Here is a 20,775-nt window from a genome sequence, read left to right as displayed (position 1 = left end):
GTCACCGTCGGCGACCGGACCGAGCCGGCCCCCGAGCGGGGATCCGGTTCAGTCCGCCGTCACGGCGGACGGGGTGCCCGCGGTGACCCGCAGCAGTTCCTCGTAGGACATCGGGACGACGGTGTGCGGGTGTCCGGCGGCGGCCCACAGCACCTCGTACTGCTGCAGCGCGGTGTCGACCACCGTGCGCAGGGGCGCCGGGTGGCCGGTGGGCGCGACGCCGCCGATGGCCTGACCGGTGGCTTCGCGGACCTGGTCGGCGCTCGCCCGGGTGATCGCGCCCGTTCCCAACTGCCGGGCCAGGTAGTCGGTGTCGACCCGGTGGGCACCGCCGGTCATCACCAGCAGCGGCTCGCCATCGCACCGGAACACCAGGCTGTTGGCGATCGCGCCGACCGCGCAGCCGAGGGCGGCTGCGGCCTCGGCCGCCGTACGGGCGGAGTCGGGCAGGACGACGATCTCACCGGGGATGCCGGCCGCCGTCAGCGCCTCGGCGACCGCCACGCTTCGGGCGGGGAGAGAAGAGGAGGTCACCGGCCCATCATGCCTTCCGCCCATGAGCGCCGCTCATGCCGCCCGCGCGCGCCCGGCCGGCGGCGCTGAGCACCGCCCGTACGCCCGCCGTCAGGACGGAGGCGTCCCGCCCGACGCCCCAGACGACCTCGCCTCCGACCCTCGCCTCCACGTACGCGACCGCGTCCGGTCCGGAGCCCACCGCGTGCTCGCTGAAGCCGAGGATCTCCACCCCGACGGCGTCGGCCACCGCGTCCAGCGGCCCGGCGCCGGTGCCGCGCCGTCCGTCGACCTCGGCCCAGTCGTCACCCACCCGCCAGGCCCATGAGGAAGTCTCATCGAGGTACTCCGCCCGGAAGAGCCCGTACAGTTCCTCACCCGTCACCTCCTTGCCGCTGTCGTCCGCCGCCGCCTGCACGACCCGCGCGAAGTCGATCTGCAGCCGCCGGGGCAGTTCCAGTCCTTCCTCGGTCTGCAGCAGGTAGGCGATCCCGCCCTTGCCGGACTGGCTGTTGACCCGGATCACCGCCTCGTAGTCCCGCCCGAGGTCGGCCGGGTCGACCGGCAGGTACGGCACCGACCAGGGTGCGTCCCGCTCGGGGAGGCCCAGCGCGGCCGCGGTCTCGGCGTGCCGGGCGAACCCCTTGCGGATGGCGTCCTGGTGGGTGCCCGAGAAGGCGGTGTGCACCAGGTCCCCGGCGTACGGGTGCCGGGCGTGGACCGGCAGCCGGTTGCAGTGCTCGACGGTGCGCCGGATCCCGTCGATGTCGGACAGGTCGAGCATCGGGTCGACGCCCTGGGTGTGCAGGTTGAGGGCGAGGGTCACCAGGTCGACGTTCCCGGTGCGTTCGCCGTTGCCGAACAGGCAGCCCTCGACCCGCTGCGCGCCGGCCAGGACGGCCAGTTCGGCGCAGGCGACGCCGGTGCCCCGGTCGTTGTGCGGGTGGACGGAGAGGATCACCGAGTCCCGCCGCTCCAGGTGGCGGTCGGTGTACTCGATCTGGTCGGCGTAGACGTTCGGCGTGGCGATCTCGACGGTCGCCGGCAGGTTGTGGATCACCGGGCGGTCCGGGCAGGCGTCCCACAGCCGGGTCAGCCCGTTGCAGACCTCCAGCACGTAGTCGGGCTCGGTCAGGTTGAACACCTCGGGCGAGAACTGGAACCGCAGCCCGTCCCGTCCGTCCCCGAGCCGGGCCATGAGCGTCGCGGCCCCGGTGATCAGCGTGCGCAGCTCCGCCCGTTCCTTGCCCAGGACGACCTCCCGCCACAGCGGTGCGGTCGCGGTGTAGAGGTGGACGACCACCCGGGGCAGGCCGGCGACAGCTTCGAAGGTGCGCTCGATGAGGTCGGCCCGGGCGGCCGTGAAGACGACGACGGTGACGTCCTCGGGCACCGCGCCGGGGGTGGTGGCCAGTTGGCGGACGAAGTCGAAGTCCGTCCGGCTGGCGGAGGGGTAGCCGACCTCGATCTCCTTGAACCCCATGGCGAGGAAGAGGTCGAACATCCGCTGCTTGCGTGCCGGGTCCATCGGTTCGGCGAGTGCCTGGTTGCCGTCGCGCAGGTCGACGGGCACCCACAGCGGCGCCTGCTCGATCCGCCGGCCGGGCCAGCGCCGCATCAGGGCGGGGACGTGGACCCGCTCGTGGGCGGGGCGGTAGCGGTGGGAGGGCATCGCGCCGCCGCGCTGCGGGTTCCAGCCGGGCGCACCGGCCGGAACCGGCCCGGCCGGGGCACGCAGTGCGGGTCGGAGAGCCGGGGCGTACGGACCCGGAGCGTGCGGAGCAGAGGCGTGCAGGTCGGGGGAGGGTACGGGGGATCGCATGAGACTTCCTCATCGGCTGTACCGGTGACCGGCAGGACGGCGCCCCGCAGCGGGGTGCCGGTCCGGTCACGCCCCGCTGCGGCCACCAAGAAGAAGGCCCCCCACGGGGAGGATCCACGGCTGCATGCCGGGTAGAGTAACCATGACCGAAGTCCTCAGACAACCTGACAGGTGAACTCGATGACCCCGCTCCGCCCCTCCCCCCTCGCCGAACAGGCCGCCGCGCGGATCGAGGAGCGGATCCGGGCCGGCCAGTGGCCGGTCGGCGGGAAGCTGCCCGGCGAGGTGGCGCTGGCAAAGGAGCTGGGCGTCGGCCGCTCGACCGTCCGGGAGGCGCTGCGCACGCTCGCCGCAGCCGGGATGGTGCGCAGCCGCCAGGGCTCCGGGGTGTTCGTCACCGCCGACCGTCCCGCCGAGGACTGGCCCGCCCGGCTGCGCCGCGCCGAGCTGGCGCACGTCTACGAGGTGCGGACGATGGTCGAGGTGCAGGCCGCCCGGCTCGCCGCCACCCGCCGCACGGCGGCGGACCTGACCGCCCTGGACGCCGCCCTCGCGGCCCGCCGCGCGGCGGGCGGGGCCGACGACACCGCCTTCGTCGACGCCGACATCGCCCTGCACACCGCCCTGGTGGCCGCCGCCCACAACCCCGTCCTGGACGACCTGTTCGCCCAGTTCGCCCCGGTGCTGCGGGAACAACTGGTGCTGCTGGTCGGCCTGTTCGGCATCCGATCCGAGGACCCGCACCAGGGCTACGCCTCGCACGCCGACCTCGTGCGCGCCGTGCACGACGGCGACCCGGAGGCGGCCGGCCGGATCCTGGCCGCGGAGCTGGAGGCCACCCGCTCCCGCCTCCTGGCGGACTGACCGGCAACGGACCGGACCGACAGTGGACCAGACCGGCAATGAACCGACCGGCACTCGGGGCCGGCACCTGAACGCGGAGCCACGTCCGGCCCGTTGAGTCCGATGGATCGACCGACCGGTCGACCCCCCGATACGGCGTCACACAGTTTTCACACGGTGGCCATCCGGCGGCCGCGCGACACGTTGACACTGTGTCGGGCGAGCCCGGAACAGTCTGCTCCGCATACGGACGGTCAACGACTGCATGACGTTGTGTCCAAGGTGTGCACAAGCACCGCCCAGGCAGCGAACGGGCTTTCACTCCAATCACACGGTATGACTAGTATCGCTTCGTCAAAAGCCCGTGCCCGGACGGCCCGCCCCTCACCGGCCGGCCGCCAGCCCCAAGGAGACTGCTCTGCGCGCGCGTGCAAATCGGCGGCCCCCGACGCCGAAGGGCCCCCGCAGGCGGTCACGCCTGTCCCTGCGGACGGCACTGCTCGTCCTGGCCGTCGTCCCCAGCATCGCCCTCGTCCTCCTCTGGGCGGTCACCAGCGGCGAGACGGTCTTCGACTTCCAACGGCAGGCGGCCCAGGGCCTGCTGGCCCAGAAGGCCGGCCAGCCGTCCAACATCGTCTACTACAACCTCCAGGAGGAGCGCCGGCTCAGCGCCGAAGCCCTCGCCCGTCCCGGCGCCAACACCGACCAGCTGCGCCGCCAACGCCAGGCGACCGACGACGCGGTGCGCCAGTTCCAGACGCTGTCCGGCGAGACGGCCGACAGCGCGCCCGAGGAGGTGCGCACAGCGGTCACCGAGGCCCGCCAGGCCATGGGCAGACTCGCCGAGCAGCGCGCCGCCGTGGACCGCGGATCGGTCGACCAGCAGACCGTCTTCACGTACTACACCGACCTGATCGCGGTCGACCTACGGCTGTTCACCGCACTCAGCCACGTGGACACCGGCGAGGTCACCTGGATCTCCAAGACCCTGGTGAACGCCTTCTGGGCGAAGGAGATGCTGGCCCGCGAGGACGCCCTGCTGGCCCGAGGCTGGCCCTCCGGCCGGCTGAGCACCGCCGACTACCAGGCCGTCCAGCAGACCATCGGCGCCCAGGACCACCTGCTCACCGTCCAGGTCGTCCCGTACGTCCCGGACGGCGAGGCCGCCGCCTGGCACGACCTGATGAACAGCCCGGCCTGGCAGGCCAAGGCCGCCGTCGAGCAGCAGCTGACCAAGCCCACCGCCGCCGAGGCCAACGGCACCGTCCGGCTCCCGGCCGCCCAGGACCAGTGGCGCCAGGCCCTCGACCAGCTCAACCCTCAGCTGGTCAAGGCGATCGAGACCCGCACCAGCGGCATCGTCGAGGTCGGCAAGGGCACCATCCTGAACCTGCTGACCAGGGTGGTGCTGACCACCGTCATCGGCCTGATCACGGTCGTCGCGGTGGTCGTCGCCTCCTGGCGGCTCAGTCGCTCACTGCGCCGCCGTATCGGGGAACTGCACACCCAGGCCGAGGAGATGCAGCGCACCCTGCCCGAGGTGGTCGAGCGCCTCGGGCGCGGCGAACAGGTGGACGTCGAGGCCGAGACCCGCACCATCACCGCCGGCCCGAACGACACCGGCACCGGCACCGACACCGACACCGAAAGCAGCACCGGCGACGGCAACAACACCGGCGCCGGCACCGTCACCGGCAGCGGCAGCACCGACGAGCTGGCCCGCCTCGGTCAGGCGCTCAACCTGGCCCGCGCCTCCGCCCTGCAGGCCGCCGTCCGCCAGGCCGAGCAGCACCGCGGCTTCGAGCGCCTGCTGCAGCGCATCGCCCGCCGCACCCAGCTGCTGATCGGCCGCCAGCTGCGCAAGCTGGACGAGCTGGAGCGCAGGCACGAGGACCCGGAGGTCCTGGAGGGCCTGTTCGACCTCGACCACCTCACCGCCCGACTGCGCCGCTACGAGGAGAACCTGGTCATCATGGCCGGCGGCCAGCCGCAGCGGCGCTGGCGCAAGCCCGTCCCACTGCTGGACGTGCTGCGCTCCGCGCAGGGCGAGGTGCAGGACTACCGACGGATCGTGATCGACGTCGAGGGCCACCCGTGGCTGTCCGAGCGGGCCGTCGGCCCGGTCGCCCACGTGATCGCCGAACTGATGGAGAACGCCACCACCTTCTCCAAGCCGCCCACGCCGGTCGAGGTGCGGGCCGCCATGGTCGGCCGCGGGCTCGCGATCGAGATCGAGGACCGCGGCCTGGGCATGGACCCGGAACAGTACGACGCGGCCAACGAGTTGATGAGCCGCCCGCCGCGCACCGACGTGCTGGCCCGGGCCGACGACATCCGGCTGGGCTTCCACGTGGTCTCGCGCCTGGCCTCGCTGCACGGACTGAAGATCGAGTTCCGCCCGTCCGCCTTCGGCGGCACCCGGGTGGTCGTGCTCGTCCCGGACGAGCTGGTCATCGAGGGCGACACCGGGCTGCCGGACGGGGCCCCCGCCGCGGCCGCCGAGCCGATCCCGCTGGTGCGCCGCTCGCGCCGGGCGCTGCGCTCGGCCTCCGACGAGGTGCCCGCCCCGGTGGTGGCCGGGCCGCCGGTCGCGCCGGTGGAGTCCTTCGGACGGGGCGACTTCGTGCCGCAGGCGGCACCGGTGCCGCTGCCCGCGCCGTCGCCTACGCCCGCGGCCCCGGTGTCCCTGCCGACGCCGGCGGAGGCCTCGGCTCCGGCGCCGTACCAGCCCGAGCAGCCCGAGCGCTCAGATCACCCCGATCACCCGCTCCACCCCGATCACCCGCTCCAGCCCGACCAGCCGCTCCAGCCGTTCCAGCCGTTCCAGCCGTTCCAGCCGGAGCAGCCCCTCCGGTCCGAGCAGCCGATCGAGCACAGCTCCCCCGCCGACCCGGCGACCGCGCACGACACCCCGGCCTACCCGGACATCGCCTACGCCCGGGTCACCGAGGCCGAGGCCCCGTACGCCGACGAGCAGTACCGCCCGGCCGACCACTACCGGCTGGCCGAGCGGCGCGGCAGGCGCGACTACCCGACCTCGGTCCCGTACAGCCCGGCCGAGGGCGGGCAGCCGCCGCTTCCGCAGCGCGTGCGGCAGGCCAGCCTGGCCGCCGAGCTGCGGGTGCCTCCGGCCGCCCCGCGGTGGGTGGAGCGTCCGGCCGAGACGGCCGAGGCCGCGCCGCCCGCGGGCCCGTTCCAGCGCCCCGAGCACCCGGTGCGGCGTTCCGGCGCGGCGATCGGCGCCTTCCAGCGTCAGTCCCGGGCCGCCCGGTCCCAGGACAGCGGTGAACACCGGCTGCCCCAGGCCCTGACCCGACCGGCTCCCCCCACGCCCGCCGGTCCCCCGACTCCGGCGCCCGGCCCTTCCCCCTGGGCCCTGCCCGCCGCGGACCCCCGAACCACACGAACGGATGACCAGTGATCAACCGCACGATCGCCACCCACCAGGACCTGGACTGGCTGCTGGACGGACTCGTCGACTCGGTGACCGGGACCAGGAACGCCGTCCTGCTCTCCGACGACGGTCTCGTGGTCAGCCACTCCCGCACCATCGAGCGGGCCGACGCCGAGCGCCTGGCCGCCGTGGCCACCGGCCAGCAGAGCCTGGCCCGCGGGGTCGGGCAGCTCTTCGACGGCGGGCCGGTGCACCAGGTGATCGTCGAGCTGGCCGAGTGCTGGCTGTTCGTCATCGCCGCCGCCCAGGGCACCCACCTGGCCGTGGTCGCCTCCCAGGAGGTGGACGCCGAGGTGATGTCCGTCGCGATGCACACCCTGGTGCAGCAGGTCGGCCAGAAGCTCACCACCCCGGCCCGCGGCGAGGACACGCCGAACGCCCCCGCCTCCTTCGACGTCTTCGCCGCCCGGAACCGGGGCTGACCCGGGTGGGCCCGTACGGGAACGACGCCTCCTGGGGCCCCGGCCCGGGTCCCGGCACCGGCGGCTCGGACGGCCTCTCAGACGGCCTCCCCGACGACCGCCGGCCCGGCCTGGCGCCGCACTGGAGCGAGATCGAGGACGCAGAGGCGGAGGACGAGACGGGCGTCATGGTCCGCCCGTACACCATCACCCGTGGCCGGACGGCACCCGAGCGGGACGACCTCACCCTCATCACCGTGCTCACCACGGTCGAGGCGGAGGCCGAGGCGGCCCTGGCGCGGGGCAGCCGCGCCGGTGCCCGCGGCCTGCAGCCCGAGCACCGCCTGATCCTCGAACGCTGCCGCCGCCCGGCGGCCGTCGCCGAGGTGTCGGCCGGCCTGGACCTCCCGGTCTCGGTCACCAAGATCCTGCTGGGCGACCTGGTCGCCCAGGGCCTGCTGCGCGCCCGGGCCCCGCTCTCGGTGGCCCGGGCCGCCGGGGGCGTGGACCTCGGCCTGCTCACGGCCGTACGCGAAGGACTCCGGAGACTCTGACATGGCAACACCCCACTCCGCCATCGGCGACCCCACCGCCACCCACCCCTCCACCACCGCCGCCGCCCACCCGACCGGCCTGACCGGCCCGGCCGGCCGAGCTGCCGGGACCACCGCGGCAGCCCCGGCCGCCCCGGCCGCCGTCAAGATCCTCATCGCGGGCGGCTTCGGCGTCGGCAAGACCACCCTGGTCGGCTCGGTCAGCGAGGTCACCCCGCTGCGCACCGAGGAGTACCTGACCCGGGCCAGCATCGGCGTCGACGACCTGTCCGGCGTCGACCAGAAGGACACCACCACCGTCGCCCTCGACTTCGGCCGGATCACCGTCAACCCGGAGCTGGTCGTCTACCTGTTCGGCACGCCCGGGCAGGAACGTTTCTGGTTCATGTGGAACGACCTGGTCAACGGCGCCCTCGGCGGCATCGTCATCGCCGACACCCGCCGACTGGACACCAGCTTCGCCTCGATCGACTTCTTCGAGAGCCGGGGCATCCCCTTCGTGGTGGCGATCAACTGCTTCCACAACACCAACACCCGCACCCCCGACGAGATCCGGGCCGCGCTCGACCTCGACCCGCAGGTCCCGATGCTCCTCGGCGACGTGCGCGAACGCGCCTTCGGCCGGGACCTGCTGCTCGCCCTGGTCGACCACCTGATGGACCTCGCCGCCACCGCCCCCGTCGGTTGACCCCGACTCCGGCCGGCCCTTGCCATCCCGGCTTGCGCCCGGCTTGCGCCCACCTTCCCAGCCTCACCCGTCCCCGGCTGAACCGCACTTCCCTGGGAGCACCACCATGACCACACCCCTGCGCGTCCTCGTCCACGGCGGCGGCGTAGGCGGCCTCACCCTCGCCACCGCCCTCGCCCGGCGCGGCCACCACGTCGACGTCGCCGAGCTGCGCGAGCAGCTGGAGGCGCTCGGCGTCGGCATCGTCCAGCCGTCCAACGCCCTGCACGTGATGCGCGAGATCGGCGTCCTGGAGGACTGCCTGGCCGTCGGCTTCGAGTGGGACGTGCTGACCATCTGCGACCCGGCCGGCGCCACGCTCGCCGAGATCCCGCAGCCCCGGATGAGCGACGCCCCCTCCGCCAACGGGATCCCGCGCCCCGCCCTGGCCCGCGTCCTCGCCGACGCGGCCGTCAAGGCGGGCGCCACGGTCCGCTTCGGCACCACCATCGCGTCGGTGACGGACGACGGCGCGGGCGTCGACGTCACGCTCAGCGACGGCCACGCCGCCCGCTACGACCTGGTCGTCGGCTTCGACGGCATCGGCTCGCCGCTGCGCAAGCACCTGTACGGCGGGACGTACGCGCCCGAGTACACCGGCTTCGCCAACTGGCGCGTGACGCTGCCGCGTTCGCCCGAGGTACGGGGCGTGGTGATGTCCGCCGGCAACCTGAAGGCGAAGGCGCTGCTGACCCCGATCAGCGCGGACCTGATGTACCTGGGCACGGTGTTCGCCGAGCCCGAGGGCTTCCACCCGGACCCCGAGCGCGCCCACGAGCAGCTCCGTGAGCGCCTGGCCGGCTTCGGCGGCCCGATCGCCGCAGCGCTCGCCCAGGTCACCGACCCGGCGGCCGTGGTCCACACCCGGATCTCCCAGGTGACCGTCGAGGGGCCCTGGCACGTCGGCCGGATCGTGCTGGCAGGCGACGCCGCGCACGCCTCCACCCCGCACCTGGCCCAGGGCGCCGCGATGGCCGTCGAGGACGCGCTCGTCCTCGCGCAGAGCCTGGACGCCGCCGACACCGTCCCCGCCGCACTGGCCGCCTGGGAGGCCAGGCGCCGCCCGCGCGCCCTGTGGGTCCAGGCCCTGTCCCGCGCGGTCCTCAAGCAGGAGACCGGCACCCCGACCACCCCGGAGGAGGACGAACTCCTCAAGGTCGGCATCCCGGGCGCGGCGCACGTCCTCGTCCAGCCGTACTGATCGCCGGACCAGCCGTCACGGCGGCCGGTCCGACCGTCACCGCGATCGGACCGACCATCACGGCAGCCGGCCCGACGGCCTCGGCGGTCGGCGGGCTCAGCGGAGCGCTTCGGCGCTCCGCTGGGTCTGCCAGACGCTGATCTGACGGATGGCGTAGACGATGAGCACACCGGCCAGCACGTTGAGCACGACGAAGACGGTGCCCAGGTACACGGCGCGACGCAGGTCGTCCTCCGAGAACGTGTCCCGCGTGACCTCGTAGGTGTAGGCCCGGCCGACATAGCCCCCGATCACCCACGCCCCCCACCAGACGGCGAGCAGCGGACCGGGCACGGGCCGCCGGGGCCTGCCGGCCTTCCAGATGTCCGTCACGACCTGGTAGGGGATCCACAGGTTCGCCACCGGGGTGATCCAGGAGAAGACCGCCCAGCCCCGTGCCCGGCGCTGGCTGCCCGGACCGCCCAGCGACTCCGCGTTGGCCCTCGCCCGCCACAGCCAGACCAGGAACACCACGCCGGCCGGTATGAGGAACAGCAGTTCCTGCAGCCCGTCGAAGTAGCGCCCGAAGTCGTCGGCCGCCTGGATCTGCGAGTCCGTCGCCGTTCCCGCGAGTACGTCCTCGACCGCGTTGTAGACCTGCCAGTCGGACACCGCGTGCAGGACGTCGTACACCAGCACCAGCACGATCAGGATCGACGCGGCCACCCCCAGCCCTGAGAGGGCCCTGTGCTGCCGCGCTCCGGTCCCGGCCGTACGCGTGCCCTCGAACCTGCTGCCCTCGAACCTGCTGCCCTCGAACCTGCTGTCCCGGAACCTGCTGCCGTCGAACTTGCCGCCCTCGGACGTGCTGCCTCCGTGCGGATCGTCCATGTCTCCCCCAGGGTTCGTGTTCACCAGAGTCCGGTCAACTGCACTGCCCGGTAACCGAGCCAGCCCGCCAGGGCCACCGCCGACGCAAGCCCGGCACCCGCGTACACGGCCAGGTACGTCGCTCCCCGGGACCGCCAGATCATCCCCCGTCGGCGGCGACCCACGGAGGCGAGCGCGGTCTTCATGGCCAGCGCCACGTCGGCCGTGGAATTCTCCATCGTCAGGGCTCGCCGCAGCCGGCTCCACAGCCCCCTGCGCCTGCGGCCCACCGGAAACACCCGGGGAGTCCAGAGGTCGTCGAAGACGATGACGGCGGAGATCCAGTGCTCGCTCGTGCCCAGCTCGTCCGGCGGCACCGGGCTGGGCAGGTGATCGTTCAGCCTGGCCACCAGGTCGGAGGGGCCGCCCGGGGCCAACAGCACCAGCTTCGCGGCCGGTTGGGTGGTGCGCACCTGCTCGACCTCCCACCACAACCCGTCGCCCTGCCCCAGGCGCAGGACGATCAGCTGGGACAGCTCCATCAGCCGCAGGACGGTGGGCTTCCAGTCGTCCGGCGGCAGGTAGAAGCGGGACGCTCCCAGGTGCGGAAGGAACTCCCCCGGCCGTCCCACCGCGATCACGGGGCCGACGACGCCCAGCCCGGCGGCGAGTTGTTCCTCCCGCGTGTGCAGATTGATCTCCGCTGCGTCGTCGACCTCGGCGGCGGTCTCGTCGTCGCCGAAACTGCGCAGGTAGAGCACGGGTTTCCGGCCGTCCAGCCGCAGGGCGCGGGCCGCCGGGCGGGCCGCGTACGGACGGGTGCGGCGCAGGATGAGCAGGCCGGCCGCCATGGCGGCCAGGCCGCCGAAGAGCAGCAGGGACTGCGCCTCCATGGGCATCTTGTGCCCCTGCCTCTCCGAGCCGTCGACGGCGAAGGTCCCGCCCCCGAACAGCACCAGGCCGAGGCTGTTGGCCAACAGGAGCGCCCGCTGCCACGGCTTCCGCGGCGGCGCGTACCCACTGACGATCCGCACCAACTCCGCGACCCCGGACAGCCGGCGCCGGCGCAGCCACAGGGCCGGGCCGAGCAGCACCAGGGCGGCCACGCCGAACCACAGCGCCGCGACGGCGCTAGGGCCGGCTCCCTCGCCCAGACCCACGCTGATCAGCAGGTGCAACGCGACGTACGCCGACAGGACGGCGAGCCCCGTGACCAGTCTGGCGAACCTCCGCAGGCGCGACGACACTTCAGCCCATCCCCATGATTCTCCCCCGACAGCATGAGCGGAACGCTCCACACCCATACCACTTCTGACTGATCGTCATGCACACGGAGACCGGCCTTGTGTCCGGATGCGACCGCGGGGCAGGCCGGCGGCCGTCCCGACCGCCCGACGCCCTGGAGGTACGGCGTCCTCCCTGTTCCGCATGCTCGACCTGCACGAGTCCGTGGAACGCAAACGGCAGCACCCGGGCGGGCGGCTTTCGTCTCCGACGACGACGGCGGACACCCGTACGTCGCCGACTACTTGGGCCCGCTCGCGGACACCCCGCCGTACCTGCTCGGCGACGTCACCCGCTACTCGGCGATCGACGAGGACCGCGCGCTGCGGGCCGAGATCGCGGCGCTGCACGCTGCGCCTGGTGAGCCCCACCACGTACCTGTCCGTCCGCGGCTACCGCTGCGCCCACTTGCCGGCCCCCGAGCGGCTGCGCGAACCGCTCGCCGAACTGCACCTCAACCTGCACGGGGACGTCACCGTGGCCGACCGGCTGCTCGCGCTCGACCAGCGGCACTTCGAACTCACCGGGCACGAGGGGTTCGTACGGATCAACCTGCTGAACGAAACGGCGCTCGAAGGGCTGACGGCCCTCGGCCGTTGAAGTCGCCTTCGAACTTGCTTTTGAACTCGCCCTTGAACTCGCCCTTGAACTCGCCGTTGAACTCGCCGCCGATGTCGCCGTCGAACGCCCTGCCGATGTCCCGGCGCCGGGCCCAGACCGCCGCCGAGATCCGGGCCAGCAGGCGGCCCGCGGGGTCGTTGCGGTCGGCGCCGGTGGCGAGCGGGCCGGTGTAGCAGACGGCGAGCAGGTAGGGCGGGCAGTCCAGCGGCTGGATGAGGCCCACGCTGTGGCGGGCACCCGGAACCCAACCGTTCTTGAAGGCGATCCGGGTGGACGGGGGGAGGCCGGCCGCGAGGTCCACCCGGAAGTCGTTGCGCTCCAGGAGGTCCAGCAACTCCGGTTCGCCCGCGAGCGAGTGCAGGAGGCGGACCAGGTCGCGGGCGGTGACCAGGTTGTGGATGCCGGCCTCGCGCGCCGCGTAGTCCTCGATCCCGCGCGGGCTGGCGCTGCGGGTGGCCCCGGCGTCACGCCACACGTCCGCGACGGCCCGCGGGGTGGTACGGGCCAGGCAGAGGTTGGTGGCGAGGTTGGAGGAATGGGTGATCATCCGCTCGGCGAGCAGGCGGAGGGGGACGTGGGTGCCCAGCAGCTCCCAGGGGAGCGGATCGCTGTCCCAGTCCGGATCGTTGCCGAAGTCCCCGCCCACGACCGACTCGAAGCGGTTCACCACCGGAACCTCGGCATCGAGGTTCGCACCGCTGCGGGTCAGCGCGGCGAGTACCGCGATCTTCATCGTGCTTGCGGCGTCGTGCAGTTCGTCCGGGTTATGGACGAACACCGGCTCCGCCTCGCCCGCCCAAGGGGCCACCACCACAGAGAGCATGGAGGAAGAGTAGGGGAAGGCACGGCCGGCCGGGACGGTCGCGGCGAACGACACGAAGGCTGACCGGGCGGCGGGTTCGACCCCGCCCGCCCGTGACCACGCGAACGGAGTGGGAAGTCGGCCGATCCGACGTCTCGCTCCGAACCCGTTGCCGACGGGCGCTCCCGAAAGGTCAGAGCACGCCCGGCCGCGGCTTGTCGAGCCAGCTGTCCATGGCGACCTCACCGCCGACCGCCAGGACGCGGTGCTCCTCGTGGCCGATCCAGGCAGCCGGAGTCGCCGGCGCCGCAGCGGTCACCAGCAGTTCCTCATGGCAGGCGTGGCAGATCCAGGCGTCCGTGGACCCGCCCCCGCCTGCGCCGGTGGCCGCGGAAGCCGAGCCCGCGCCGATGCCCCACATCACGGCCGCTGCTGCGACACCCACGACGACACGCTTGATCACGATGGTCCTCCTTCGGTCCGAACTGGTCAGTGGCCCCAGTCGACCAACCACCGGCAGACAATCGATCAACGCGCCCGCCGCGCGGACCCTCGTGCTCGGCCGTGCGGAGGAGGAGAAGGAGGAGGCAGGCTCGACCGCTCCCGACCACGTGATCACACGGGTCGCCGTCGTCCCCGGTGGACGTCCGGCCGCGGTGGACGTCCGGCCGCGGTGTCGACCCGCTCAGACGGGCTGCCACAGTTCGATCCGGTTGCCCTCGGGATCGGTGACCCAGCCGAACCGGCCGACACCCTCCATGTCCTGCGTCTCCTCGGCCACCTCCGCGCCCCCGGCCCGCAGTTGGGCGAGCATCGCGTCCAGGTCGCGGACGCGGAAGTTGAGCATGGTCTGCTGGGTGCGGGATCCGAAGTAGTCCGTCCCGGCCTCGAAGGCCGCGAACACCGTCGGCCCGGACGCCTGCCGCCACAGCCCGTACTCGTCGGCATCCAAGCCCAGACGGTCGCGGTACCAGGCACTCAGGGCCGCCGGGTCGGCAGCACGCAGGAAGTACCCGCCGATTCCAAGCACACGTTCCATGCGGCCATCCTGTCAGCACCATCACCGTTCGGGCCCGCGCCGCACCCGCCGACCGCACCCGCCCGTCTGGCTGCCCGCCCGCGCCGCCCGGCCGGTGATACGACGAGGCCCCTTGACCGGAGGACCGGTCAAGGGGCCTCGTCGGCGGTGCGTCAGCTCTTGCTCGCGCGCGGGGACGGCAGCGCGGCCGAGCCTCCCAGCAGCGGCCACTCGCGGTGGAACGGCGGCAGCGGGAGCTTGCCCTCGATGATCGGGGTGCCGAAGACCTTCAGGTGCGCGAGCAGCGAACCGTTCAGGTCGACTCCGCCGAGCAGCGACCAACTTCCCTGCGCCTGCGGCGGGTTGCCGGAGGAGTCGGCGACCAGCGAGCCCTCGACCTGGGCCTTCAGGTAGGGGGCGACGGTGGTCTCCACGCCGACGGTGTCGTACAGGCCGAGGTTGATCTCGGCGCCGAGCGCGGCCCGCACGCCCGCCTTGCCGTTCAGCCGCACGTGGACCGGGCTGATCTTGGTCTCGGCGTTGGTGACCGGCGTCCAGCCCTTGCCGCCGGTGTAGTCGGCACGCACGGCCCAGGTGCCGGCGGCGTCCTGCTCTGCCTCCAGGTGGACCTGGCCGTCGGCGCTGACCTCCAGGTAGCAGGTCAGGCCGAGGTTGACGACCACCGGCAGGCCGGCAACGGTCAGCACCGGGCTGGCCTGCAGCTTGGCGAAGGGCACCCGGATGGGGGCCGCACCGGTGTTGCGGGCCACGTCGCCGGTGACCTTCCACTGGGCGTGGGCACCCAGGTCGAAACCGATGGACGCGGTGCGCGGGCTGCCCACGGTGGCGCCGTGGTAGGCGAAGTGGACGGCCGGGTGCAGCTGGAGCGCGCCGGAGGCGTCCAGGCTGGCGCCCTCGGGCAGCGGGACCGGGGCCTTGAGGTTGACCTCCAGGGTGCCGGAGGCGTCGCCCTTCACGCCGTTGCCGTCCACGCCGACGCTCGCCTTGAGGTCCTTGACCAGCGGTGTCACGGTGATGCCGTGCGGATCGACGGGCACGCTGCCGTCGGCCTCGGTGCCGCCGAGGAGTTCGGCGAGGGTGGCCGGACGCGTGGTCAGGTTGACGGTGTTGCCCGCGCCGGGGCGGACGCCGGTGACCGCCACCAGCGCGCCCTGCGGCGCGGCGGCGGTGGGCGGGCTGGCGATCAGCTGGCCGGGCTGGACGGCGGCAGCGGCGGCCGGGGCGCCAGCGGCCGGGGCGGGGGTGCTCGGGGCGGGCGTGCTCGGGGCGGCGGCGCTCGGTGTGCTGCTCGGCGCCGAGCTCGGGGAAGCTGCCGGGGGGCCGGCCGCCGTCAGGACTGCTGTGCCGCCCGCCGGGTCGTAGGCGGTCAGTTGCAGGCCCTTCGCCGCCGCCGTGACGGCGCTGCCGTCCTTGCCGGGGCTGCCGATCGCGGCCTGCTGGTCTCCGGCGGGCGCCGCGGTGACGGGCGCCGCACCGGCGGTCGGACGGCCGGTGGCGGGCGAGGCCGCCTTGGCGCGCGGGGTGCCGGCGGCGGGTACGGCGGCGGCCGGGCTGCCCCCGGCCGCCGTCGCGCTCGCGTCGGCGACGGTGGCGGCCGCCGGGGCGGCGCCGTTCTGGGTGGTGCCGGGGCTGGTCGGCCCGCACGCGGCGGCCCCGGCGAGGATGAGGGTGAGAGCGGCGGGGCCGGCGGCCCTGCCTATCGAACGCTTGAACACGCGGCGTCATGTTACTGACGAGGAATTAGTTTGTCGAAGACAGGCCAAACGGGCGCCTGACGTGGGGTTCGACCGCGGGTCAGCCCATCGCGGGGTTCGACCGCGGGTCAGCCCATCGCGGGGTTCGACCGCCGGTCGGCCCATCGCGGGGGTCGACCGCCGGTCGGCCCAGCCGCCGGTCAGCCGAGCCGCGACGCCGGCAGCCGCTCCAGCGACAGCGGGCCCGTCCCGGTGGCGGCGGAGAGCTCCGCGAGGTACCGGGAGCGCGCCATCGGCTCGGCCCCGAGACTGCGCACGTGCGGCCCGTCCCACTGCGCGTCGAGCAGCCGCCCGCCCGCCGCGGCGAACCGGGCGCCGAGGTCGGCGACGGCGACCCGGGCGGCGTCCGGGCGGCGGTGGAACATCGAGTCGAGGCTCAGCACCGACCCGACCGCGACCCCGAACACCCCGCCGACCAGCTCCTCCCCCTCCCACACCTCCACGCTGTGCGCCGCCCCGAGTACGTGCAGGTGCTCCAGCGCCGTCGACAACTCCTCGGTGAGCCAGACGGGCCGGCGCCGCTCGGCGCACTCGGCCAACACCCGCCCGAAGGCCCGGTCCGCGGTCGTCCACCACTCCGAGCGGTTGCGCAGCCGCCGGGCGAGCCGGCTCCCGAGCCGTACGCCGTCGGGCGCGATCACCGGCCGGGGATCGGGCGACCACCACGCCAGCGCGTACGGATCGTCCCCGCCCGGCAGCAGGGCCACCTCGCCCGCCTCGACGGCGTCCCCGTACAGCGCCTCGCTGTACGCGCTCGCGTACACGTCCCCCGCCGGCAGCGGGAACAGCCCGCACCGGTACGCCGCCAGCAGTTCCTGCGACCCGAGCCTGCCGCCGAAGGCCACCGGCCCGTCCGCGAGGCCGTGCCGGACGTCCAGCGCGTCGAAGACCCCGACCGCGTCATGAGCCCCGCTCATGCCGCCACCCCATGAGCGCTGCTCATCGCGCTGCCCGCATGAGACCTGTTCATCGCACCGGCCCATGAGACTTGCTCATCGCTCCCCCTCATGAGACTTGCTCATGGCGCCGCCCCATGAGGTCCACGCATGACGCCCGCTCATGTCGCCCCCCATGAGTGATGTTCATCGCGCCACCCCCAAGAACCCTTCCCCTTCCAGCCCCGCCAGATAGTGGTCGATCAGCCCCGCGTCCACCGGCGGCAGTTCGATCCCGCTCCCGGCCAGCGCCGCGTCCGCGTTGGCCCGGTCGAACAGCGGGAACGTCGGCCGGAAGTACATCTCGCTGATCGACAGTTCCGACCCCGGCGCGCGGTCCACGAACAACGGGACGAACGGCGCGATCGGGTGCGTCGGGTTACCTGCGGCGAAGCGGACCAGCCGCTGCACCCACTCCCCGTACGGGAGCTGGACGATCCGGTGGCCGCGCGCCCGCAGCCGGTCCGCCAGGTCTGCGAGGACGCCCGGCCGCGGGGAGGTGAGGTGGTAGACCTCGCCGTCGGCGGGTGCGTGCGCGGCGATGTGGGCGATGGCGCCGGTGAAGCGGTCGGCCGGGACGAAGTCGAGCAGCAGCCGAACGTCGGGGCAGGTGCCGCTGTCCGCCAGGTACTTGATCAGCGCGCACAGCTCGGTGCCGGTGTTCATCACGCCGCTCGCCAGGTCCCCGGTGACGTCGTTGGTGCGCAGCACCGTGACCGGCAGTCCGGCGGCGGCCGCGTTGTGCAGCAGTTGCTCGGCCACCCACTTGCTCTCGACGTAGCCGACGCCGATCCGGTCGGGATGGGCGAGCGGGGTCCGCTCGGTGACCTTGTCGACGCCCGCCGCCCCGAAGCCGGCCAGCACGGCGAGGGTGGAAAGGTAGTGCACGGGTATGCCCCGGCTGTGTCCGGCGAGCCGGACGATCTCCCGGGTGCCGCCCACGTTGGCGTCGCGCAACTGGTGGTACGGGTAGAGGAAGTTGACCTGCCCGCCGAGGTGGTAGACCGCGTCCAGGTGGCCGGCCAGCCAGTCGAACTGCCGCTCCGCCAGCCCGATCCGGGCCCGGGTGAGGTCGCCCACCAGCGGGACGACCCGGCGGTCGGCGAGGTCGTGCCGCAGGAAGCGCTGCTGGGTGGCCCGCAGCCGTTCCAGCGCGTGCTCCTCGTCGGGCGCCCGGACCAGGCAGTGGATCCGGGCCCGGGTGGTGGCGAGCAGCGCGTGCAGCAGGTGCGCGCCGCAGAAGCCGGTGGCGCCGGTGAGCAGGATCTCGGCGGGTTCGGCCCGGGAGGGTGCGGGGCTCCAGGACTGCCCGACGGGTTCGGTGAGCCGGGCCTCCGCGAACCAGTCGACGGCCGCTTCCGCACCGCCGGCGCCGACGCCCACGCCGACGCCGGCCCCGACGCCTGCGGCAACACCCGGCCCCGTACCGGCGGCAGCCCCGCCGCCCGGCCCCGCACCGGCCCCGCCGTCGGTACGGGCCTCCTGCAGCGCCCCCGCGAAGGCCCGCAGCACGGACTCGCGCAGCAGTGAGCGGGTGAGCGTGCGGACCCGGCCGACGTCGATGCCGAACATGATCCGGGCGCGGGCCAGCATCTCCATCGCCAGCAGCGAGGTGCCGCCGAGCGCGAAGAAGTCGTCGTCCGGTCCGACGGTCTCGACGCCGAACAGTTCCGCCCACAGCTGCCCGACCGCCTCCTCGACCGCGTCCCGTGCTCCCCCGGCGCCGCTCCCTGCGCCTGTCCCGCCCGGTCCCGCCGCCCGGGGCGCCGTCCGTACCGGGGCGTGCGGCAGTCGGCGCCGGTCGATCTTCCCCGCCGCCGTGAGCGGCATCGCCTCCAGCGGCACGAACTCGGCGGGCACCAGGTACTCCGGCAACCGCTCGGCCAGGAACGCCCGGATCCCCTCGGCGCTGCCGCCCGCCCCGTCGGCCAGCGTGTAGTAGGCGGTGAGCGCCCGGCTGCCGTCCGCGGCCGTCCCGTCGGCCGCGACCCGTGCCTGCCGGACGTCCGGGTGGGCGGCCAGCACCGCCTCGATCTCGGCCGGGTCGACCCGGTGGCCCCGGACTTTCACCTGGTCGTCGAAGCGGCCGAGGATCTCCAGTTGTCCGTCCTGCCGCCAGCGTCCGGCGTCGCCGGTGCAGTACATCCGCTCACCGGGCAGCGGCGCGTACGGGTCGGGCAGAAAGGATTCTGCAGTCAGGCCAGGGCTGCGCCAGTAGCCCCGGGCGAGGCCGGGCCCGCCGAGGTGGATCTGCCCCTTCTCCCCGGGGCGGACCGGCCGCAGCCGCGCGTCCAGCACGTGCACCCGCACCCCCGGCAGCGGTCGTCCGATCGGCACGGGGGCGGCCGGCCCCCCGCCCGCGCCCCCACTCCCGCCCGCGCTCCCGGCCGCGCCTGATCCTCCGCCCGAGCTCCCGTCCCCCAGCAGCTCCGCCGTGACCTCGCAGAGCGTGGAGGTGACGGCCGCCTCCGTGACCCCGTACGCGTTGAGCAGCCGCGCGCCGGGCAGCCGGTCCAGGCAGGTGCGGCAGTCGTCGGCGTGCACGACGTCCCCGCCGACCACCACGAGCCGCAGCCCGTCCGGGCCGGGCCCGCCGGGCGGGAGCAGGTCGAGCACATGGTGCCCGTAGGCAGGGGTGAAGTCGGCGACGGCGAGGCCGAGCCCGGGCAGCCGGCCCACCAGTTCGGTGGGTGCCCACGTCCCGCCGCCGGTCCCGCCGCCGCCCAGGACGACCGTGGCGCCGGCGAGCAGGGCTCCGAAGACCTGTTCCAGCGCGGTGTCCGAGCCCAGCGCGGCCAGTTGCAGGACGCGTTCGCCGGGCGCCAGCCGGTACGCGCGGACGATCCGGTCGAGGGTGAACACCAGCGCACGGTGGGTGACCGGGACGCCCTTGGGTCGGCCGGTCGTGCCGGAGGTGTAGATCAGGTACGCGAGGTCGTCCGGGACGGCGCCGTCGTCGGACCGGACCTCCTCGACCCCGGCCTCCGCACCCGCACCCGCACCCCTACCGACACCGGCACCCGTACCCGTACCGGTGCCGTCCGCCCGTACCGCCGCCACCCCCGCCACCTCGGGAAACTCGTGACCGTCGGTGACCACCACCCGCGCCCCGCAGTCCTCGACCAGCCGGGCCAACCGCCGCTGCGGGTGCGCCGGGTCCAGCGGCAGGAAGGCGCCGCCCGCCTTGAGCACGCCCAGCCAGGCGACGACCAGGGCCGCCCCGCGTTCCAGACAGACCGGCACCACCCGCTCCGGCCCGGTGCCGCGCGCCCGCAGCTCGGCGGCCAACCGGTCACTGAGCAGGTCGAGTTCGCGGTAACTCAGGGTGGCGTCCTCGGCGATGACGGCGAGCGCATCCGGGTCGTGCGCCGCCCGCGTGCGGAACAACCCGTGCACGGTGTCCGCGAATCCGGCCGCCGGCGCTTCGCGACCCGCGCCCCCCGCGCCTTCACCCGCGCCCGCACCTTCACCCGCGCCTGCCCCCGGACCGCCCCCGGGTTCTCCCGGACCGTCCCCGGGACCGGTGAATCCCAGCCCCGCGGGCCGCCATTCCCGTTCCACCCAGGCCCGGCACTCGTCCCGCCCGGCCGGCCCGTGGACCGGGTGCCACCCGGCGGGGACGGTCAAGTCCCCGGGCCAGAGCGCGTACTGACCGTTGTCGTTGCGCACCACGGCGTGACGCCCGGACCTCGCATCCGTTCGTACGCCCCGTGCGCTGTCTGCTGCGTCATCCACCGGCTTGACCTCGTGCTGTGGCGGCAGAATGCTTGGGAGTGCGACATTTCCGACTATACGCACTCACGACACATCGAGAACGTCCGGTCGCACAACGACCGGACGCCGCACACCCGCGCGAAGACGCATGCACCCGACACCGGGCAAGGACACACACCCGGCACCGGGCGCCGACACCCGCCGGGTCCTCGCGCGGACACGCGCAGCCCCCGCCAGGAAGGCCCGGAGGCGCCAGGAGCCA

17 protein-coding genes and 1 pseudogene are annotated in these 20,775 nt (G+C 73.9%); 7 read left to right on the top strand and 11 right to left on the bottom strand.

The annotated features are described in order from the left end of the window. Positions 1-48 precede the first annotated feature (48 nt). Positions 49-558, bottom strand: coding sequence for a YbaK/EbsC family protein (locus BX285_RS27185; protein WP_121178517.1), 510 nt, complete (start codon positions 556-558; stop codon positions 49-51). Continuing rightward, complete coding sequence (locus tag BX285_RS27180) at positions 542-2,335, bottom strand: 2-isopropylmalate synthase (RefSeq protein ID WP_121178516.1); 1,794 nt, start codon at positions 2,333-2,335, stop codon at positions 542-544. Before BX285_RS27180 ends, BX285_RS27185 begins: the two co-directional genes overlap by 17 nt. 180 nt (positions 2,336-2,515) lie before the next feature. Between BX285_RS27180 and BX285_RS27175 the strand changes: the two genes are divergently transcribed. The 6 genes from BX285_RS27175 to BX285_RS27150 all read left to right on the top strand — a co-directional run bounded on the left by BX285_RS27175 (position 2,516) and on the right by BX285_RS27150 (position 9,515). After that, the gene (locus BX285_RS27175) at positions 2,516-3,199 is read left to right on the top strand and encodes a FadR/GntR family transcriptional regulator (protein ID WP_121178515.1); all 684 of its coding nucleotides are present in this window, start codon (positions 2,516-2,518) and stop codon (positions 3,197-3,199) included. Positions 3,200-3,542: 343 nt separating this feature from the next. After that, complete coding sequence (locus BX285_RS27170) at positions 3,543-6,599, top strand: nitrate- and nitrite sensing domain-containing protein (RefSeq protein WP_259470806.1); 3,057 nt, start codon at positions 3,543-3,545, stop codon at positions 6,597-6,599. Next, positions 6,599-7,054 carry a roadblock/LC7 domain-containing protein gene (locus tag BX285_RS27165; protein WP_097239880.1) on the top strand — a complete coding sequence of 152 codons (456 nt, stop codon included), beginning with the start codon at positions 6,599-6,601 and terminating at the stop codon, positions 7,052-7,054. The genes BX285_RS27170 and BX285_RS27165 overlap by 1 nt, the downstream gene beginning before the upstream one ends. Positions 7,055-7,059: 5 nt before the next feature. After that, positions 7,060-7,587 carry a DUF742 domain-containing protein gene (locus BX285_RS27160; RefSeq protein WP_398901249.1) on the top strand — a complete coding sequence of 176 codons (528 nt, stop codon included), beginning with the start codon at positions 7,060-7,062 and terminating at the stop codon, positions 7,585-7,587. Position 7,588: 1 nt separating this feature from the next. Further along, a complete protein-coding gene (locus BX285_RS27155; RefSeq protein ID WP_097235489.1) occupies positions 7,589-8,275 on the top strand; it encodes an ATP/GTP-binding protein in 687 nt (228 codons plus the stop codon). Between the two features lie 106 nt (positions 8,276-8,381). Then, positions 8,382-9,515, top strand: a complete 1,134-nt coding sequence (locus BX285_RS27150) for an FAD-dependent monooxygenase (RefSeq protein WP_121178514.1) — start codon at positions 8,382-8,384, stop codon at positions 9,513-9,515. 96 nt (positions 9,516-9,611) lie between these two features. Here BX285_RS27150 and BX285_RS27145 read toward each other — a convergent pair whose 3' ends face one another. Both BX285_RS27145 and BX285_RS27140 read right to left on the bottom strand, forming a co-directional pair. Then, a complete protein-coding gene (locus BX285_RS27145; RefSeq protein ID WP_121178513.1) occupies positions 9,612-10,385 on the bottom strand; it encodes a DUF4328 domain-containing protein in 774 nt (257 codons plus the stop codon). Between the two features lie 20 nt (positions 10,386-10,405). Further along, positions 10,406-11,611 (bottom strand): transferase, encoded by a 1,206-nt coding sequence (locus BX285_RS27140; protein ID WP_121178512.1) that lies wholly within the window; start codon positions 11,609-11,611, stop codon positions 10,406-10,408. Between the two features lie 397 nt (positions 11,612-12,008). Between BX285_RS27140 and BX285_RS27135 the strand changes: the two genes are divergently transcribed. Further along, on the top strand, positions 12,009-12,248 hold the full coding sequence (locus tag BX285_RS27135; RefSeq protein ID WP_121178511.1) for a hypothetical protein: 240 nt from the start codon (positions 12,009-12,011) through the stop codon (positions 12,246-12,248). Here the strand turns inward: BX285_RS27135 and BX285_RS27130 are convergent. From BX285_RS27130 to BX285_RS39560, 7 genes and pseudogenes are all read right to left on the bottom strand, one after another. After that, on the bottom strand, positions 12,196-13,092 hold the full coding sequence (locus tag BX285_RS27130; protein ID WP_097235494.1) for a serine hydrolase: 897 nt from the start codon (positions 13,090-13,092) through the stop codon (positions 12,196-12,198). The two genes, BX285_RS27135 and BX285_RS27130, sit on opposite strands and share 53 nt — an antisense overlap. A 172-nt stretch (positions 13,093-13,264) precedes the next feature. Continuing rightward, positions 13,265-13,534, bottom strand: coding sequence for a hypothetical protein (locus BX285_RS27125; RefSeq protein ID WP_121178510.1), 270 nt, complete (start codon positions 13,532-13,534; stop codon positions 13,265-13,267). A gap of 222 nt (positions 13,535-13,756) precedes the next feature. Continuing rightward, the gene (locus tag BX285_RS27120; RefSeq protein ID WP_097235496.1) at positions 13,757-14,110 is read right to left on the bottom strand and encodes a VOC family protein; all 354 of its coding nucleotides are present in this window, start codon (positions 14,108-14,110) and stop codon (positions 13,757-13,759) included. A gap of 152 nt (positions 14,111-14,262) precedes the next feature. Then, on the bottom strand, positions 14,263-15,825 hold the full coding sequence (locus BX285_RS27115; protein ID WP_121178509.1) for a hypothetical protein: 1,563 nt from the start codon (positions 15,823-15,825) through the stop codon (positions 14,263-14,265). Between the two features lie 179 nt (positions 15,826-16,004). Beyond that, on the bottom strand, positions 16,005-16,781 hold the full coding sequence (locus BX285_RS27110) for a leucyl/phenylalanyl-tRNA--protein transferase (protein ID WP_179852697.1): 777 nt from the start codon (positions 16,779-16,781) through the stop codon (positions 16,005-16,007). A 165-nt stretch (positions 16,782-16,946) separates the two neighbouring features. After that, entirely contained in the window at positions 16,947-20,186 is a 3,240-nt protein-coding gene (locus BX285_RS27105; RefSeq protein ID WP_259470885.1) for a non-ribosomal peptide synthetase, read from the bottom strand. Between the two features lie 180 nt (positions 20,187-20,366). Then, a pseudogene (locus BX285_RS39560) lies at positions 20,367-20,534 on the bottom strand (MbtH family NRPS accessory protein); the annotation flags it as partial. Positions 20,535-20,775 lie beyond the last annotated feature (241 nt).

The organism is Streptomyces sp. 1114.5, assembly GCF_003635085.1.
Lineage (GTDB): Bacteria > Actinomycetota > Actinomycetes > Streptomycetales > Streptomycetaceae > Kitasatospora.
The sequence above is the reverse complement of the archived record's forward strand: the minus strand, read 5'-3'. Positions and strand labels throughout refer to the sequence as shown.